Origin of the sequence: Paraburkholderia guartelaensis, assembly GCF_004353905.1 — a bacterium.
Taxonomy (GTDB): domain Bacteria; phylum Pseudomonadota; class Gammaproteobacteria; order Burkholderiales; family Burkholderiaceae; genus Paraburkholderia; species Paraburkholderia guartelaensis.
In genome coordinates this window covers 22,834-40,201 of record NZ_SMOD01000046.1, presented here as the reverse complement: position 1 = coordinate 40,201, position 17,368 = coordinate 22,834, and the positions used below count along the sequence as shown (strand labels likewise).

The 17,368-nt window shown below is 59.6% G+C and carries 13 protein-coding genes; 9 read left to right on the top strand and 4 right to left on the bottom strand.

Translation table 11 applies throughout. The annotated features are described in order from the left end of the window. Positions 1 to 45 precede the first annotated feature (45 nt). The 9 genes from E1N52_RS36375 to E1N52_RS36335 all read left to right on the top strand — a co-directional run bounded on the left by E1N52_RS36375 (position 46) and on the right by E1N52_RS36335 (position 12,475). Positions 46 to 2,289: a polysaccharide biosynthesis tyrosine autokinase gene (locus E1N52_RS36375; RefSeq protein WP_133188940.1), complete on the top strand. Its 2,244-nt coding sequence runs from the start codon at positions 46 to 48 to the stop codon at positions 2,287 to 2,289. Positions 2,290 to 2,690: 401 nt separating this feature from the next. Continuing rightward, the gene (locus tag E1N52_RS36370; RefSeq protein WP_133188938.1) at positions 2,691 to 3,794 is read left to right on the top strand and encodes a glycosyltransferase family 4 protein; all 1,104 of its coding nucleotides are present in this window, start codon (positions 2,691 to 2,693) and stop codon (positions 3,792 to 3,794) included. Then, positions 3,782 to 4,999, top strand: coding sequence for a glycosyltransferase family 4 protein (locus E1N52_RS36365; RefSeq protein WP_133188936.1), 1,218 nt, complete (start codon positions 3,782 to 3,784; stop codon positions 4,997 to 4,999). Before E1N52_RS36370 ends, E1N52_RS36365 begins: the two co-directional genes overlap by 13 nt. 63 nt (positions 5,000 to 5,062) lie before the next feature. Then, entirely contained in the window at positions 5,063 to 6,463 is a 1,401-nt protein-coding gene (locus tag E1N52_RS36360) for a hypothetical protein (protein ID WP_246089373.1), read from the top strand. Next, positions 6,456 to 7,754 carry an oligosaccharide flippase family protein gene (locus E1N52_RS36355; RefSeq protein ID WP_133188934.1) on the top strand — a complete coding sequence of 433 codons (1,299 nt, stop codon included), beginning with the start codon at positions 6,456 to 6,458 and terminating at the stop codon, positions 7,752 to 7,754. The genes E1N52_RS36360 and E1N52_RS36355 overlap by 8 nt, the downstream gene beginning before the upstream one ends. Before the next feature lie 139 nt (positions 7,755 to 7,893). Then, complete coding sequence (locus E1N52_RS36350; protein WP_205965727.1) at positions 7,894 to 8,835, top strand: glycosyltransferase family 2 protein; 942 nt, start codon at positions 7,894 to 7,896, stop codon at positions 8,833 to 8,835. 87 nt (positions 8,836 to 8,922) lie between these two features. Beyond that, positions 8,923 to 10,017, top strand: coding sequence for an acyltransferase family protein (locus tag E1N52_RS36345; protein ID WP_133188932.1), 1,095 nt, complete (start codon positions 8,923 to 8,925; stop codon positions 10,015 to 10,017). A gap of 240 nt (positions 10,018 to 10,257) precedes the next feature. Next, positions 10,258 to 11,364, top strand: coding sequence for a glycosyltransferase family 4 protein (locus tag E1N52_RS36340; protein WP_133188930.1), 1,107 nt, complete (start codon positions 10,258 to 10,260; stop codon positions 11,362 to 11,364). Positions 11,365 to 11,398: 34 nt separating this feature from the next. Further along, positions 11,399 to 12,475, top strand: coding sequence for a glycosyltransferase (locus E1N52_RS36335; protein ID WP_133188928.1), 1,077 nt, complete (start codon positions 11,399 to 11,401; stop codon positions 12,473 to 12,475). 120 nt (positions 12,476 to 12,595) lie between these two features. On the opposite strand, the gene E1N52_RS36330 is transcribed toward E1N52_RS36335, so the two are convergent. From E1N52_RS36330 to E1N52_RS36315, 4 genes are all read right to left on the bottom strand, one after another. Further along, the gene (locus E1N52_RS36330) at positions 12,596 to 13,510 is read right to left on the bottom strand and encodes a transcriptional regulator (protein ID WP_133188926.1); all 915 of its coding nucleotides are present in this window, start codon (positions 13,508 to 13,510) and stop codon (positions 12,596 to 12,598) included. Positions 13,511 to 13,599: 89 nt separating this feature from the next. After that, the gene (locus E1N52_RS36325) at positions 13,600 to 15,387 is read right to left on the bottom strand and encodes a hypothetical protein (RefSeq protein ID WP_133188924.1); all 1,788 of its coding nucleotides are present in this window, start codon (positions 15,385 to 15,387) and stop codon (positions 13,600 to 13,602) included. A gap of 424 nt (positions 15,388 to 15,811) precedes the next feature. Then, positions 15,812 to 16,270 carry a GtrA family protein gene (locus E1N52_RS36320; RefSeq protein WP_133188922.1) on the bottom strand — a complete coding sequence of 153 codons (459 nt, stop codon included), beginning with the start codon at positions 16,268 to 16,270 and terminating at the stop codon, positions 15,812 to 15,814. Beyond that, positions 16,263 to 17,345 (bottom strand): glycosyltransferase family 2 protein, encoded by a 1,083-nt coding sequence (locus E1N52_RS36315; protein ID WP_133188920.1) that lies wholly within the window; start codon positions 17,343 to 17,345, stop codon positions 16,263 to 16,265. The genes E1N52_RS36320 and E1N52_RS36315 overlap by 8 nt, the downstream gene beginning before the upstream one ends. Between the last annotated feature and the right edge of the window lie 23 nt (positions 17,346 to 17,368).

The following is a 17,368-nucleotide window of genomic DNA, read 5'->3' as shown; positions in this document are numbered from 1 at the left end:
CACACGAACCGCGTCAGTCGACCTGTTCGCTCTCGGGGGAACAAGATGAATAACCGCGACTATCTGCTCGAAGGGCCTGCGGAGACGATCATGCCGATCGCCCCCGACGGCGGCCATATGGGCAATATGCTGGACACCCTTTACGCTGGCCGCAAGACGATCCTGATCGTTACGCTGATCTTTACGCTTGTCGGCACCCTCTACGCGGTACTGGCGTCCCCCGTCTATCAATCCGACATGCTCATTCAGGTGGAGGAGAGCCCGAACGGGGCAAAATCGGCGCTGGCCGATCTTTCCTCCCAGTTCGCGGTCAAGACCCAGGCATCGGCGGAAATGGAGGTATTGCGCTCGCGGATGGTCGTGTCGTCCGCCGTGGATGCGACCAAGCTTTATATCAAGGCAACGCCGCGCTATTTCCCCGTAGTGGGCCGCTGGGCTGCGCGACATCTGAGCCTCGGCAACTGGTCGGGATGGGGCGGTTACGCCTGGGGTGACGAGGCGATCGAGGTCACGCAATTCGACGTGCCGACGCGCCTCCAGGGCAGACCGTTTGTCTTGACCTACCGGGGCGAGGGGGCCTACACGCTCGAGGGGGGCGGCATCACGCTCGAAGGGAAAGTGGGAGAAGCGCTGCACGCGCCGACGGTGGGTGGCTCGATCGACCTCGTCGTCGGCCGGATCGACGGGCAACCGGGCACGGTCTTCAACGTGATGCGCCTGTCCGAACTGAGCGCGATCCAGGGGTTGCAGACGGCAATCGCCATCACGGAAAAGGGCAAGGAGTCCGATGTCATCGGCGTTGCGCTGGATGGCGAAGACCCGGTACTCACCAGCAACATTCTTAACGCGGTCGGCAACGAATACATCCGGCAGAACGCTCAGCGCACGCAGGAAGAAGCGGAAAAGCAGATTGCCTTCCTCGACCGTCAGTTGCCTCTGCTCAAGGCGCAGCTGGAGAAAGCCGAGAACGATTTCAACACGTTCCGCTCGGCGCACGGCGCCGTCAATCTGGATGCCGAAGCTTCGGCACTGTTGCAGAGTTCGGCGCTGGCGCAGCAGCGTATCGCCGATCTGCAACAGCAACGCGCGCAGGCGATGGCCCGTTTCACCGACGACAACCCGGCTCTCGTCGCCATCAATGGGCAGCTGGCCGAAGCGCAGAAGTCGCTGGAACACCTGGCCGGCCAGACTCGCGCCCTGCCGCCGGTGGAGCAAGAGGTCGTGCGCCTGCAGCGGGAAGTGACCGTCGATACGAACATCTACACGAATCTCTTGAACAACCGCGAGCAGTTGCGTCTGATCAAGGCAGGCCGCGTGTCGAATGTCCGCATGATCGACGCCGCGGTGCCGCCTGAAGGACCGATTCGGCCGAAGCGCGCAATTATCGTGGTCGCGGCCGTGTTTACCGGATTGTTTGCCGGCGCCGCGCTCGTGCTGCTGCGTCAGAGGCTCAACCGCGGCGTCTCCGTCGTGGACGAGATCGAATCGGGCACCGGGCTGGCAGTCTTCGCGGCCGTACCGCGCAGCCGCATTCAGCATTCGATTGCGCGCCGTTTGCCTTACGGCGCGCCGGGTGCGAACACGGTGCTCGCGCACACGGCTGTATTCGACCCGGCGGTCGAGAGCCTGCGCAGTTTCCGCACCGCGCTCGAGCATTCGCTGGAGGACGCGGACAATCGTGTCGTGCTGCTGGCGGGGCCGACACCGATGGTCGGCAAGTCGTTCGTCTCGGTCAATCTGGCGGCCGTATTCGGTGCGTCGGGCAAGCGTGTGCTCCTGGTCGACGCGGATCTGCGGCGGGGCTCGCTGAACCAGCATATGGCGGTGCCGAGTATGCCGGGCGTCACCAACATCTTCGAACACTGCCAAAGCTATGACCACGTGGTGAATCACGACGTGATGCCGGGCGTCGACTTCGTCGCGACCGGTGGTTATGTGACCAATGCCAGCGAGCTGCTGCAAAAGGACGCTTTCCGGAATTTCGTGGCATGGGCCAATTCGACGTATGAGCTCGTGCTGATCGATGCGCCGCCGATTTTGCCGGTGGCCGACGCCGGGATCATCGGAAGACTGGCGGGCACCGTGTTCGTGATCGCGCGCCAGGGCGCGACGAGTGTGAGCGATCTGCGCGAGTCCGTGCGTCGCTTCGAACAGGTTGGCGTGCCGATTCGCGGCGTGATCTTCAACGACATGACCTCGCGTCCGGGACGCTATGGCAACGAATATGCCGCGTACGGCTATTCGAGTTACGGCTTTGCCAAGGATACGGGGAGCGCGAAGGCGGAGTAGCGGGTTACTGCCGGGTGTCCAATATCGCCCGATCTCTTCGTCGATGGCCGCGCCGCGGTCCATCGAATTGCCAGTCGAGCGGCCCCTCATGGGCTGGAGCGGATTCGCCCTGCTTCAGCCCACTTCACCTGGCGGTTGTGTGACTGTCCGTCCGCACGAGGCGCGAGCTCATCACGCCTTTCAGTCACTGGTCATTTGACCGGACCCGTCAATCGCATTAGCGGCGACTTTCCATCGCAATTCGCAACTGACTCTCCGAGACCGGCTTTGGATGCGCGAGTTGGCGTGACATGAGCGACGGCGAACATTCGCCGGTGCGAAGACCGGCCACACTTCAAGACATATGAATTGCATGGCGCGGCCCGTTGAATCCGGCCGTGAGCAATGCCTTCCACCTTGGGATGAAACACGTGCTTGCCCCCAACCTGATGATTAACGGCCGCTTTCTGGGTCGCCGCGCGACGGGTGTCGATCGCTTTGCGTTCGAGACGATCCGGGCGCTCGACCAGTTGATCGAGCTGCGCGATCCACGCGTTGCCGGATTGCGGACCGAGATCATCGTTCCCGAAGCGCTGGCCGCCATGCCGAATCCGTTCCGGCACGTCGCGTTGCGCGCGAGCGGAAAGGGCGGTGGCCTGCGTTGGGAACAACTGGCGCTGCCGCAAGCCGCACGCGGACGGTTGCTGCTCAATCTCTGCAACTCCGGCCCCCTGTGGTATCGCCGTCAAATCACGGTGCTGCACGACGCGGCGCCCGCGCGCGTGCCGGACAGCTACAGCCGGTCCTTTGTTGCCTGGTATCGTCTGATGGCGCCGCGTCTTGGCCGCATATCGCGGCGTGTCATTACCGTGTCGGAATTCTCGCGGCGTGAGTTGTGTGACGCTTACCGGATTCCGGCAGACAAGATCGGCGTTGTGCCGGAGAGCGGCGAGCACATGTTGCGTGTGCAACAGGATGCGGCTCCAACTTCAGTCACGCTCGACGAACGTCCATTCGTGCTTGCAGTGGGAAGCCTCAATCGTCACAAGAATTTTCAGCTCGTGGCCGAGGCGGCGCGCCTCATTCGTGACGCGCAGTTCGACATCATCGTGGTAGGCGGGGGCGACGCACGGGTCTACGGAACGGGCCAGGATGCGTTGCCCGCGTTCGTGAAGCATCTCGGATACGTGAGCGATAGCGAACTCGCTGCGCTCTATCGGCGCGCGGCGTGCTTCGTGTATCCATCACGCTACGAGGGCTTCGGGTTGCCGCCGGTCGAGGCGCTGGCGCTTGGCTGCCCAGTGATCGCTTCGCGGCTGCCGGCTGTTCAGGAGGCGTGCAACGACGCCGTGCTCTACACCTCGCCAGACGACCCTGCGGAACTGGCGAGCTTGCTCGAGCGAATCACGAGCGACGCCGCGTTACGCGAGAATCTGCGCGAACGGGGCCGCGCACGGACTGCGGAGCTCACCTGGCGAGCGACTGCGACCAGGTTGATCGAGGAGATCTCGCCGTGGCTAATGTGACGCTTGCATCCAATCTTGCGAACGACACCCGCCGATTCGGCCGCGTCGCGCTCGTGCATGAGTGGCTTGTCACCTACGCGGGGTCGGAGAAGGTCGTGGAGCAGATTCTTCAGCTCTTTCCACAGGCCGATCTATACAGCGTTGTCGACTTCTTCCCGGAGTCGCAACGGGGAGTGCTCGGCGGCAGGCATGCAACGACTTCGTTCATTCAGCATCTGCCGCGGGCGCGCAAATCGTTTCGCACTTACCTCCCGCTCATGCCGCTGGCGATCGAGCAGTTCGATCTGTCGTCCTACGATCTCGTGATCTCCTCGAGCCATGCTGTGGCCAAGGGGATTTTGACCGGTCCGAACCAGGTGCATGTCAGTTATGTGCACTCGCCGATCCGGTATGCGTGGGATCTGCAGCACCAGTATCTGTGCGAAGCCGGACTGCAGCGCGGCATGAAAAGCTGGATCGTGCGTGCGTTGCTTCACTACATGCGTATCTGGGACCAGCGTACGGCGCATGGCGTGGATGCCTTCGTCGCCAATTCTGCCTTTGTGGGGCGACGCATTCGCAAAGCCTACGGCAGCGAGGCCACTGTGGTCTATCCGCCCGTCGATGTGGAGCGGTTCGAATTGGGTGACCAGCACGAAGACTTCTATTTGATTGCCTCGCGCATGGTGCCATACAAGCGGATTCCGCTCATCGTCGAGGCATTCGCCGCGATGCCGTCACGGCGTCTCGTGGTGATCGGTGATGGCGCCGACTTTGCGCGTGTGAAGGCGTGTGCCACGCCCAATGTGACGTTGCTCGGCTATCAGCCCGATGACGTTCTGGTCGACCACATGCAGCGTGCGCGGGCGTTCGTCGTCGCGGCGGAGGAAGACTTCGGCATTTCGGTTGTCGAGGCACAGGCCTGCGGCACGCCGGTCATCGCTTTGGGTCGTGGAGGCTCGCGGGAGATCGTGGTGGATTCGCCGGACCCCGAACGCGGCACGGGACTCTTCTTCAGCGAGCAAAGCGTGGCATCAATTGTCGATGCGGTGGAGCGCTTCGAGCGGCAGCCGCCGCTCAAAGCGGAAGTTTGCCGCCGCAATGCGATGCGCTTTACGGAAGAGCGATTCAAGCAGGAGTTTCTCAGTGTAGTGGAACGCGCGATGGATGCCGACAAAGTGCTCGCCGACACGCCGCCAGTGGTGCGGCGCTGGCATTCAGCCTGAGTCGGCACAATAACGAGATCGTTCACGCACGAATGCTGGGTGAACGCATAGGGGTTTCGGCAAGTGGAACTGACGATATTCGGAGTCATCGTGTTCGTCGCCGGACTGGCGGCGCTCTACGTGTCGTATCGCGGCGCGATTTACGGCATGGCGGCGTTTTCCCTGTTTGGATGTACGCTCGCGCTCAGCCTGGGCGGCATCGGCATTTTGCCGGCTCAAGTCTTTCTCGCGTTCTTCGCACTCAGGGCGTTCAATCTCGTGGGCGGGAAGGGGCTCGCTGACGCGGTCGCGCAGGGCAAGCCCGGCTTCTGGCTGCTCTGCACCTGCGTCTGGGGGGTTACGGGTGCCATCCTGCTGCCGCGTTTGCTGAGCGGCGCAACACTCGTGTTCCCTGTCGACCGCAGCAGTCAGTTCATCGTATTGCAGCCACTTGGCCCTGTCTCCGGCAACTTGTCTCAGACGATCTATTGCATCGCCGACGTTATAGTGTATTGCTCCATGTTTGCGTTCCTGCAATATCGGGGCGTATACCGGACGCTCGCCAACGCCATCTTCCTGCTCGCCTCGCTCGACGTGCTTGCCGGCGTGATCGATATCGTTGCGCACGCGGCGGGCCTCGACGTTCTCTCGGTAATCAAGACGGCGCAGTTCGCCGATTTGACCGGCCAGGAAATGGCCGGGATGGTTCGCATCAGCGGCACGTTCAGTGAAACGTCCGGCTTTGCGGCGTTTACGCTGCCGATCTTTGTCTTTTGCCTGAATCTTTGGCTCGTCGGCTATCGCCCGAAACTGGCCGGTCCGCTTTCGATCGCAACAGGATGCCTCCTGCTGCTGTCGACTTCGGGAACCGCGTATGTCGGGTTAGGGGCGTATCAGTTCGTACTGCTCCTTAGCCGGCCCGCCGTGATCTCGCGTTTCGCCCCCGTACGCAAGCAACGGCTGTGTGTCATTTCGGCCTGCGCGGGTCTGTTGGCCGTGCTCTACGTGATCGTCTTTCTGCCGGGGGTGGTGAAGGTGCTCAGTGATTTCGTCGACGCCGCGATTCTGAGCAAGGCGGGTAGCGACTCCGGTGTCGAGCGAATGGGCTGGAATTCTCAGGGCATCACCAACTTCTTCGATACGTATGGAATAGGTGTTGGACTGGGAAGCATTCGTGCGTCGAGCTTTCTGGTGGTGCTGGTGGCAAGCCTTGGCATCGTGGGTGTGGTGTGTTACGGCACGTTTCTGGGCAAGACTCTGCTGACGCCGGTGCCTGCCCATTACCCCTTCACGGAGCGAGCCGTCGCTTATGCGGCGCGGCACGCCATGATCGCGACGTTGATCGTCGCATCGGCTTCGCTTAGCGTCTTCGAGCTGGGTTCTTGTTTCTATATATTTGCGGCCGCAGCGGGCGCACTCTCGCCGCGTGTGCTGCGACGTGTGCCCGCGCGCGGCGGATGGGTTGCCAGGGGGGCTCATGAATAAGGTTCACTCGTCGCTGTCAAAGCTTGAACTGCTGGCTGTTTATTTCTCGTACGCAATACGTTACCTCTACCCACTCGTTCTCATTCCTTATTACGGAAGAGTGCTGGGTTCGAGTGGCTACGGGGTGGTATTGGCCGGACTGTCGCTTTCCAGTGCACTCTGGCTGGTCGTCAACTTCGGTTTTTCGACCATCGGGGGACGGGATATCGTCCATACCGAAATCGCGAGCGAGCGCGATACGATTTTTCGGGATCAATTCACGGCCCGGCTGCTGTTGTCCATTCCCGGTGCGATCGTCGGAGGCATCGCGGTCAGCCGGTCGGAAATCATTGCTAATGTGCCTCTTGCGGGTATTTTTGTCGTTGCCGGAGGGCTGCTGTCCGCCTTTAACATTGGCTGGTATTTCACCAGCACAGGACGCCCGCGCACCAATGTCCTGATCGAAGTACTGGGGCTCCTTCTTTCGCTCGCACTGATCTTTACCTTCATTCGGAAGCCCGCTGATGTCGACCGCGCGTTTCCCGTGATTTTTACCTCCAGCATGATCCAGACGCTGGTGGCATATTGGCTTGTTCGAAAAGAATACAGCGGCTTCCTTTCACCCGTGCGTGCGGCCATGGGTCTGATCAAGCGCTCGGCCACGATCTTCATCTACAGCGGAACAGCGGTTTTGGTGCTGGATGCATCCACCTACATTTTGTCGCTGCTGGCCGCGGCCCAGGAAGTGAGTGCCTTTGGTCTCTCTGAGCGCCTGGTGGGTGCCGCATTGAGCATCATGGCGCCCGCCGCGCAGATTCTGGCGCCGAAGGTCATGTATCTGGTGACCCGTAACCCGGCCCGCGCGAATCTGCTTGCCCGGCGGACATTTGCCGTATTCTTTGTCGGAGCGGTAGCCGGAGTGATCCTCACGCGATTGCTCTCTGAATGGCTCATACCGCTGATATTTGGGCCGGAGCTGCGTCATGCCGTCCCGGTTCTCAATATCATGGTGTTCATTCTGCCGCTTACCGTTTGCACGCGGGTACTCGGTATCTATTTCCTGATTCCCCGAAAACTTGAAAAGCTGCTTGCGTGGAGCGGTGTGATCAGCGCGGTGGTGAACCTGATGGCGGCCATTCCGCTTGCCAGCCACTGGGGGGCCGCAGGTATGGTGTACGCGCGAATACTCGCGGAAGGATCATTGCTGGTCATGTTGATTTTCGGGATCTGGAAAGCAGGCTTGTTTCGCGAGATTCTCGGAATCAACGAAGGTTTCTCTTTGCCGGCGAGATTTGGAAGATGGCTCGAATAACGAACGCCGCGAATCGCTTTGCGCATGCGTTGTGGTGTACGCGTGAGATCTGCGGGTGCATGCGGCAGGCAGGAGTGCGATGCCTCGCGTGTCGATGCTGCGTCCTCCGCATTCCTGCGGGCAATGATCGATGAGGTCAATGATGGAATCGAGCTTCAGTTCGCGAGTCACGATGGCCGAGCCAATGAGTCAGCCTTCACCTGGCAAAGATCCGAGAATCTGCCTGATCTTCGCCACTCGTGGTCGCGCAGACATTCTCAAGGACGTCGTTGCCTTCGTCGACTTGCAAACGGTTAAACCTGATCTGATCATCGTCTCCTGCGTCTCGGACGAGGACGTTGGCGACCTGTCTGTCCAACCCGGCTTGATCGTACTGAAGGGGCGACCCGGACTTACGACGCAACGCAATCATGCATTGGATCATGTGCCGGACGACGTCGACGTCGTGATTTTCCTCGACGATGACTTCCTGATGCATAGCAAGTGGATTGCGGAAGTCCTCAAGGCGCTGGATAGCGATCCGTCCATTGCTTGTGTCACCGGAACCGTCATCGCGGATGGCATTCATGGGCCAGGTTATTCCGTCGAGGAAGGGCGCGCCATCGTTGCGAAGATCGGCGATCTTCCGGAACGGTTGATCGTCGCGCCGACCGGTGGCCCGTACGGGTGCAACATGGCGTTCCGCGCCAGCAGCATCGCTGGTCTGCGCTTTGACGAGCGCCTCGTTCTCTATGGCTGGCAGGAGGATCGTGATTTCGGAGGCCAGATCTGGAATCGGGGCTATCTCGTCGTGCGTATCAATACTGCGCTCGGTGTGCACATGGGAGTCAAACGCGGCAGGGTATCCGGATGCAAACTGGGTTATTCGCAGGTCATCAACCCGTTCTATCTGGTGAAAAAGAAGACCATGCCTTTGCGCCCGGCGGTCGATCATGTCATACGCAATATCGCGAGCAACATAGTGCGAAGCTTTGCACCGGAACCCTGGATCGACCGGCGAGGGCGTCTCATGGGGAACCTGATCGGATTGTGGGACTTCTTTCGTGGAAGGCTCACGCCTGAGCGACCCGAGAGCTTTTAGCAATCAAGCCTCTGAGGGGACTTCCGATTCGGACAACATATTAGTAGCGGAGAAGGTTTCCTATAGGGCTTGTGTTAGTCGCACGCGATGAACAAAGACTCCCATTTGGCAGTGCCAGATTGCCTGCGCGGCCTCGCAGCCATATCGGTCCTGCTCTTTCACTTCAATCACTGGCTGGGGATCCCATGGTTGGCCCCCAACGCCGGTATTGCTGTTGACTTCTTCTTTGGCCTGTCGGGTTACGTCCTGTGCGTGGCGTATCGTGGCCGCTTCGAAAGAGGGATGAGCGGTGCGCTTTTCGCGCGTATCAGACTCATACGGCTGATGCCGATGATCGTGATCGGAACCTTGTTGAGCGCATCGTATCTCGCGGCGAGATATGTTCTGTTTCACGATTCCGACGTTTCTCCAGGCTGGCTCGCGGCCGCCACGCTCCTTGGACTATCGTGCATTCCGGTCTTCGGTGCTCCGCATGCAATTGGAGGGCCGCAGGTGTTTCCGCTCAATGGCCCCGAATATACGCTGTTCCTCGAGTTGGTCGTCAACGTCTTCTGGATGCTCACACGCCGATTCGACGGAATAAAGTTCGCGCTCACCGTGGCGATCGCGGGCTACGCGCTTACCGCGGTATTCGGTATGGGAGGCGATACGCCGCAGACTTTCCTGTCCGGCTTTCCACGTGTATTCGGCGCTTATTATCTGGGCGTCCTGCTTTACCACTGCCATGTGAAATTCGGGCTGCTCTCGTTGAAGATCTGGAAGTCGCTTTTTCTTCCAGCGTGCGTCGCAACCATGGTCATGATGGGGTGGAATGGCCAGATCCCGTTCTTCGTGCAGTGGCTGTGGGCCGCCGCCGTGATGCCGTTGCTGATCCTCGGCGGATCTTCGATTGCGCTCACCGGGCCCGTACGGACGGTCGCGCTCGTTCTTGGGGAACTGTCGTATCCCGTGTACGCGTTGCATTACCCCACGTTTGTCTGGCTCAACGGCGTCTATCAGGAGTTGATGCACAGAAAGGATCCGATTCTGGAGGCCGCCGTGTTCTTGCCCGCGATCCTGCTGACCAGTTATCTCATCATGCGTTTCATCGATACGCCCATCCGTGCGTGGCTCGTATCCCGATTTGGCCGATCGACGCCTAAACCGGTTCTCGACGCCACGGCCGCCGATACTCCCGTTTGAGCCGGTACGCGGAGGCTGGCTATGCACGCGTTTGCGTGCGGTATCCAGCAGTGCTGCGCCGCGTGGGTCGATAGCATACCCGTCGGAGAAAGCGGCACTGTCCTGCGGAAGGACGGAAATCGCGTAGCGCGAATCTTGCTCGAAACCTCTGGGCTAACGTTGCTGCCGCTTGAGCTGCCATCTGATCGATTGCCGGGCCATTGACTGAAGAGAATTGACGCTTGAACGTGGAGGGGGGTTATGAAAACGATCGCGTCGAAGACGATAGCGTTCAATGGCAAGTTCTTCGGGGCAGCGCCGACGGGCGTGCACAAGGTTGCCGAGCAACTCGTCGCTGCGACCGATGCGCTGATTGCCGCGCAAGCCGGCAGCGGCGTCGATTGCGCCCTCGTCGTCAGAGACCGCGTTGAGATTCCACTCTACCGTAATATTGCGTGCGTTCGCGAGAGTCGCTGGGTTCGCAAGATTCACCGGATCGCGTGGGAGCAATGCTATCTTCCCCTGGCTCGCAGAAGGGACTTCATTCTTAATCTATGTAATCTCGGGCCTTTGCTTCATCGGGATTCGGCGACGATGATCCACGATGCACAGGTATATTCGGCCCCAGAATCCTATTCGCTTCCTTTCCGGCTTTGGTACAAATCGCTCTACTTTTTTATCGGCAAACGTCACAAGATCATCTTTACCGTATCCGAGTTCTCTAAAGCCGAGCTGGTGCGCTATGGCATTGCCAACGCCGACAAGATTGTCGTCGTGCATAACGGCTGCGACCATGTTCTGCAGGTCCAGCCGGACGCGCGACAACTCGCGGCGTTGAGCCTGAAGCCCCGGCGCTATGTGCTCGCACTCGCGAACACCCAGAAACACAAGAACGTCGGCATTTTGCTCAAGGCCTTCGCAGGCGCACAGCTGAGCGACGTCGAACTCGTGCTGTTTGGCAGTGCGAGCCAGGCCGACTTCGAAAGTCTCGGGCATGTCGTGCCTCCCAACGTGCGATTTACCGGCCGCATTAGCGATGCCGAGCTCGTTGGGCTGATGACCCACGCCGGCGCACTCGCCTTTCCCTCGCTTACAGAAGGGTTTGGTCTGCCGCCGCTGGAGGCAATGGTGCTGGGTTGCCCGGTCGTCGCTGCACCGTTTGGCGCGCTTCCGGAAGTTTGTGGCAAGGCGGTGCTTTACGCCGATCCATTCGACGCGGACGCCTGGCGAATGAATATTTTGACCGTACTCAACGATGAGTCCGTGCGGCAGTCACTGATATCCGCCGGACGCCGGCAGGCTGGTGGCTTCACCTGGAGACAGGCGGCGCGCAGCATCTTCGAGACCGTGAAGGCCGTGAGCGGCTGAATTCCTTATAGAAAAGCGATGTTGGGGGCACGTAATGTCTATTGATGTCGACTTCTCATTGGCGCTCAATGATCGAACCGGCAAGCTCTTTTTGGGGAAGGACATCATTTCAACGCTCGGCGCCAGGGTGACGAGGGTCCATTACGGCCGATTTCACGAATTTCCCCATAGTGATCTGATGCGCCGGATCGTGGGCCGCTTGACCCACAAGGAAACCATTGCACGGGTCAACAGGTCGCGGCTCGTTTCATTTTTGCCGGTCATTCGCGATCCACGCCCTACGCTGCATCTCGATCCACTGAGCGTCGTGCGCCATCGCCTGGAAGCGCGAGACATTGTGCTCTGCCACGATGTGGGTCCGATCACCCATCCAGAATACTTCGCACCAGGTGTCAATGAACTGTACGTTCGGGCTTATGACGAGATCCGGCGAATGAAGCCCCATATGGTCTTCGTCAGCAAGACTTCGCAGCGGGAATTTCACGCGCTGTACGGCAATGACTTTGCCTCGTCGAACGTCATCTATATTCCAACCCGTTTGGGAGTCAAGAAAGGAGAGGGGCGTCCGGTGGAAGGCGTTTCGCGCCGCTTTCTGCTGACGGTGGGGAGTATCGGCGATCGGAAGAACCAGGCTCGTTGTATCGAGGCGTTTTCGGCAAGCGGGCTCGTGGAGAAAGGCTGGCAGTATGTCCTTGTGGGAGGGCGCGAGTCCGGCGCCGACGTCGCTATTGAACTTGCCAGGCAATCTCCGGGTGTCGTGATGCCGGGTTATACGAAAGATGAAGAACTTCGTTGGCTTTATCGCAACGCATCCGGCTTCGTGCTGATGAGTCTGCTCGAAGGATTCGGAATGCCGGTGATCGAGGCGATAGAGCACGATTTGCCATGCCTCGTTTCCCGCGGGAGCATTTTGACGGAAGTTGGCGGCGGTGCGATGCTGTGCGCCGATCCGCTTGCTCGCGAATCGATCGCGTTCGGTATGCGTTCGCTAGCCGAAATGCCGGACGAGGAGCGTGGTCGGCGGATTTCGGAGGCGCGCGCGCATCTCGAGCTTTTTGCGCGCGAACCGATACTCGCTAGCTGGAGAGCACTGGTTGAAAAGGTCGGTTGATTCGCGGGATCGTGCTGGACCCAATTGCAAGGGGGCAGTGCGGCGTCCGTGGGCAGCAGTGTGCGTGCAACAACAAGGCCCGCCCCGGCGAGCCGGGGCGGGCCACGGCAACACGTAAGACTAGTCGCTTCCTTGCAGGGCCGACTTCGCAACGCGGCGGGCGGTATTCACCGCCGAGAAAGCCGCGGCCTTGGCGCGATCCCGCACGCCGCTTCGTCCAGGCGGAGTGGGGTTGAGACCAAGCTTGCGCAGGTAATAGTTGGCCCGATAGACATCCGCGCGCAGCGTGTTGAGAAACTGAAAATTTACGCTCAACGTCACCGAGATATTGTCGCCGTTCTTCAACCAATGGGGGCAATTGACAGGAACGTGAACACCGTTGCCGGGGGCCAGTTTGTACGTCTTCGCCCTGTCCTGCAACTCGGGTCGATAGTTCGGCGCGTTGTGGTCGATCGTCCAGAATCGCTCGAGTTCCTCTTCGGGAAGCACCTGCCGGTCTTCGCGATCAAAGACGTACAAATCCTTTTGCCCATGGATTTGAAGAATGAAATTGCATTCCCGATCGATGTGATAGGCCGTCACACGCTTCGGTGACGTCACGAAAATGATCAGGTCTTCGCGCTTGATCTGCGATTCGATGTCACCGCCAACCATACCCTTGATCTCCGCCATCGCATGCCTGTACAACTCGGCGTAGGCCGGATCTTGTTGCGGGCCTCTGAAAATGAACCAGGCGTTGGAGTCTTCCAGCTGCTTTAACGCATTGAGCGGCGAGAACGCACGATTCGTATCTTTCCATTTCTGACCGGGCGCGACGTCACCCATGTCGAAATAGAGGTCATCTGGGCGCGTTTTCAGGGTTCGCTCCGCCAATTCCATCAATTGAGGAAGCTGAAAGAGCGGATGGGACGCCAGATGGTGGGAGACGTCGAAGCTCTTCCGCTCGAAATTCTCCCGAAACACCGAGGAATCCGCGTCGATCCATTTGTCCGGCAATGTCGCTTCGAGAACGGGGGGGACGGCGGTAGTCTCCATGTGATCGCTCCTCTTAGTCTAATGAGGGATAAGCAATACCCTTTGGCACCTGGGAACCCAATTGCGTGGGACGTGAAAACGACGGATAACTAATTACTTGCGACCGTGGGTTTATTGGCCACATCGTCGAACTTGTAAAGCCACGCGGGCGTTCCCTTCAGGGCCACCCAGCCAGGACCGGGCTCAATATCCGGCATTGCGAGGGACACGACCGCTCGCGCTCCGGTTTGATGGAACGCTTGCATGATCTCTTCACGCTGTTGCGCCGTAAGCTTCGTCCAGAATGTTTCACTAAAATTCGGCCAGAGGACTTCGTCTTTGCGATCGAGGCGGTTACGGTCCTGCGGCTCGATACGGTACGGGAGACCGCCGAACTCGGCGACGATGCGCAAGCGTGAGACATAGGCCCAGCTGACTCTGACAGTGGGATAGCTATCCCGGATCACGGCGACCGGATCCCCCGGCTGCAACCCTGAGGCAGTGAGCGCGTCAGCAATCCGCCATTTCGGGTCGTCGTGAAAGTCCGATCGATTGACCGCCGCCACGAACGAAGGCCCGTCGGTCATGGCAAGCTCACCGAGCGCGCCTGCGCCATAGATGATGACGAGCGCTGTGGCGAGCAGGCGGCGCGACTGCAGGGTTGCGTCAAGCAATGGCGCCCATGTCAGAAGCGCAATAACCATAACGAACGCACTGAGATAACGATCTTCAACGTGAACAATAAAATAGGTGGCGAAGCCTCCGACGGTTGGCAGCAGCAATGGCCAAACGCGGATTATTGTCTTGAGGAGCGATGCTCGCCATGACCGTCTGGCAACGATAAACAAGAGCGCCGCGGCGAGCGAAAGCACCGTTGGATGTTGCTTGAGTATCTGCTGCAAGCTCCACAGCGACCGGCCCATTGCTATCAATTGCATCTTCAAGCTGAAGAACGTCTTAAAGCCTTTGTACCAATATGCGACGTCGTTATAGGGTGGGTACGTCGTATGGAAAGGCGTACCAAAGCCGAACACCGGCAAGCCCGCTACCAGTTGACTGGTCGGATGGATTGGCCGGCCGAACTGTGCCGGTCCGCCTTGCCAATTGGTCAGGTGAGGAAGTTCGTTTACGTGCCAGGGGACATTCAAGGCACCGGAGGCGCCAAGCGTAAATTCCCCATAGGACCAGGAAATCCCGGCGATGTAGACGGCAAAGAGAACGCCGAAGGTTCCCGCTACCGCACCGAGCGATTTCCACAGGCCGCCCCTCGTGCAGCAATAGATGAAAAGCGTCAACACGAACAGGCAGGCAAATGGAGTGAATACCCCCTTTACCCAAACGCCGAGACCCAGAACCAGACCAAGCAAAGTCGCGGTCAGCAGGTCTTTGCGACGAATCAGGGAGAGAAGCAGGCCGGAAGCCAGGAGGAAGCCGGTGGTCACAAGCAAGTCCGGGCACGCGGCTGAAACGGAATCAAGCGCGAGGCAGGCGCCAAGAAAAACGCAAACCCCAATCCAGATGGTGAACGGGTGCTTGCTCAGCGCAAGCGAGCCAGGCCAATACAGCGCGAGCGCACTGCGGATCAGTCCGCGCCAGGCGGCATAAGCAACGAGATAGATTACCCAGTTGATTGCCGTTATGGCATACCACTCGCCGTCCGGCGTGGGGGCGGCCAACGCCCGGGCGCCGGCAACCAATGCGGGATAGCCGGGATTCCAGAACGGGTTGAATATTTCGCGCCAGTCGAGGTGCGTGACGGCCCAGCTGACATTGAGATAGGAGATCCAGTCGCCATAATATTGTGTCCGACCGTAGAGGCCTTCGACGATACCGAGTATGCCGACGACGATCCAGGACAGGATCAAATGCACATTCCCCCGTGACCACTTTATTGTCATGTAGCACCTCCACGCCTGCAGCTAGAAGATCAATAGATAAGGGAGTTAGCCGCCCAGTGGTCCAATCAGCAAAATGAGCTATTAACGCCCAATATCAATCGAGGTGTGAGCACGGGCCGATATCCGTCTTGTCGAACGCAAACGCCGCTACGGTCTGGAACGATCCAGCACAATGTGGCGAATCCTCGGAACCGATGGCGTGTTTCTGCACGCCTCGTTCATCGCTCGATGTCGCCCCGGCCGTCACATGACAGCAGGGCGTCTCGCTTACGTTCGTGTAGGCAAGTCACGCGATGAATTTAGCCGGTGGAATCGAACCTCTCTGTGCGTTGGGCAACGCGGCTTTCGATCGAGCGAGGCGGATTCATCGGCGTATGCGTGCGCGCAGACAAGACTCCCAGGTTCGCCGAAAGGGGAGTGGTGTTCAGGACGGCGGTGCGTCGCCTGCCGTCGGGACCTGATTCGACGCATTGGAGGCCGCTCCGGAAAAGCGCCCCTTTTCGTTGAACGTCCACGCCGAGTTGAGCAGATAGGTCAAGCCGAGAACGAGGGCAGTCGTGACCAGCTGCGCAATGAGATAGTTCAAACCAAGACTGGTGACGAAGAACTTCATGCACACGCCGTTCATCAATACGCCGAGCAAGGCGATGATGGCGAACTTCGGTGCGGTCGACAGGGGATTGCTCTTGCTTCGGAACGTGATCTGGCGGTTGAGGCTGTAGTTGACGATCGCGCCGACGGTCGCCCCGGCCATGGAACTGACGGCCGGGGAGGCCAGGCCGGAGTGGACCATCGCAATGAGAATCGCATACTGCGCGACGGTGCCGATCGCACCGACTCCCGCATAGACCACAAACCTTCGTACCGCGCGCAGATCAGGCATCGTGGCTGCCTGCAGATTGGTAGCGGCGGCGGATCAGGTAAACCGGCCGATTCTTCGACTCGTAGTAGATGCGGCCGATGTATTCGCCAAGTACGCCTATACCGATCAACTGAACGCCGCCGAGCAGGAGCACGGCCGAGATCAATGACGCGTAGCCAGGTACGGCGACCCCCTGAATCAAGGTTCGCACAATGAGAAACGATGCATACATAATCGCGATGCATGCCACGAAGCTGCCGACGTAAGTCCATACGCGAAGCGGCAGCGTGCTGAAACTCGTGAAGCCCTCCAGCGCGAAGTTCCACAGTTTCCAGCCTGAAAACTTCGATCTGCCGGCGAGGCGAGGCTCGCGCACATACTCGACGACTGCGGTCCGGTAGCCGACCCAGGCAAACAGGCCCTTCATGAAGCGCCGCGTCTCGGGGAGCTGTTTAAGGGCGTCCACGACCTCCCTCGTGATCAAACGGAAGTCACCCACGTTCTCCGGGATCTTCGTGTCGCACATCGCGTTGTGTATGCGATAAAAGATTGCCGCGGTCTGGCGCTTGAGGAAGGAATCCGTCAGCCGGCTCACACGTTTGGCAACGACGACGTCGTGGCCTTCGCGCCATTTCTCGACCAATAGCGGAATGATTTTCGGCGGGTCCTGCAAATCCGCGTCGAAAGGAATCACAATGGCGCCGCGCGCTTCGTCGAGCCCTGCCGAAAGCGCGGCCTCCTTGCCGAAGTTGCGCGTCAGGTCGATGACACGGATGCGGCTGTCTTCCTTCGACATGCCGATCAGCATGCCCAGCGTGTCATCGCGGCTGCCGTCATTCACGCAGACGATTTCAAACTCGGTTCCGTCGATCGATTCGAGTACAGGAATGACCGTGCTGAAAAACGCGCCGATCATCTCCTCCTCGTTATAGAACGGCACGACGAGCGACAACAGGCAGGGCTCGCTAACCGAGGGAGCCTCCGCAAGCGCAGGATTGGACCGCGCAGTCGTCTCGCGCGCGCCTGCCGGCGAGGTTGACGCTTCCCTCAGGAGAGGCTCCGGAGCCAGAAAGTGAGGGCGGCCGATATAGTCCATGATTACCTCGCGCAGATGCCGCG

Bases quoted from the DNA above. Each gene is read 5' to 3' on its own strand.
- E1N52_RS36375 (WP_133188940.1), top strand. From the start codon at position 46: ATGAATAACCGCGACTATCTGCTCGAAGGGCCTGCGGAGACGATCATG.
- E1N52_RS36370 (WP_133188938.1), top strand. From the start codon at position 2,691: ATGAAACACGTGCTTGCCCCCAACCTGATGATTAACGGCCGCTTTCTG.
- E1N52_RS36355 (WP_133188934.1), top strand. From the start codon at position 6,456: ATGAATAAGGTTCACTCGTCGCTGTCAAAGCTTGAACTGCTGGCTGTT.
- E1N52_RS36350 (WP_205965727.1), top strand. From the start codon at position 7,894: ATGATGGAATCGAGCTTCAGTTCGCGAGTCACGATGGCCGAGCCAATG.
- E1N52_RS36345 (WP_133188932.1), top strand. From the start codon at position 8,923: ATGAACAAAGACTCCCATTTGGCAGTGCCAGATTGCCTGCGCGGCCTC.
- E1N52_RS36340 (WP_133188930.1), top strand. From the start codon at position 10,258: ATGAAAACGATCGCGTCGAAGACGATAGCGTTCAATGGCAAGTTCTTC.
- E1N52_RS36335 (WP_133188928.1), top strand. From the start codon at position 11,399: ATGTCTATTGATGTCGACTTCTCATTGGCGCTCAATGATCGAACCGGC.
- E1N52_RS36330 (WP_133188926.1), bottom strand. From the start codon at position 13,510: ATGGAGACTACCGCCGTCCCCCCCGTTCTCGAAGCGACATTGCCGGAC.
- E1N52_RS36325 (WP_133188924.1), bottom strand. From the start codon at position 15,387: ATGACAATAAAGTGGTCACGGGGGAATGTGCATTTGATCCTGTCCTGG.
- E1N52_RS36320 (WP_133188922.1), bottom strand. From the start codon at position 16,270: ATGCCTGATCTGCGCGCGGTACGAAGGTTTGTGGTCTATGCGGGAGTC.
- E1N52_RS36315 (WP_133188920.1), bottom strand. From the start codon at position 17,345: ATGGACTATATCGGCCGCCCTCACTTTCTGGCTCCGGAGCCTCTCCTG.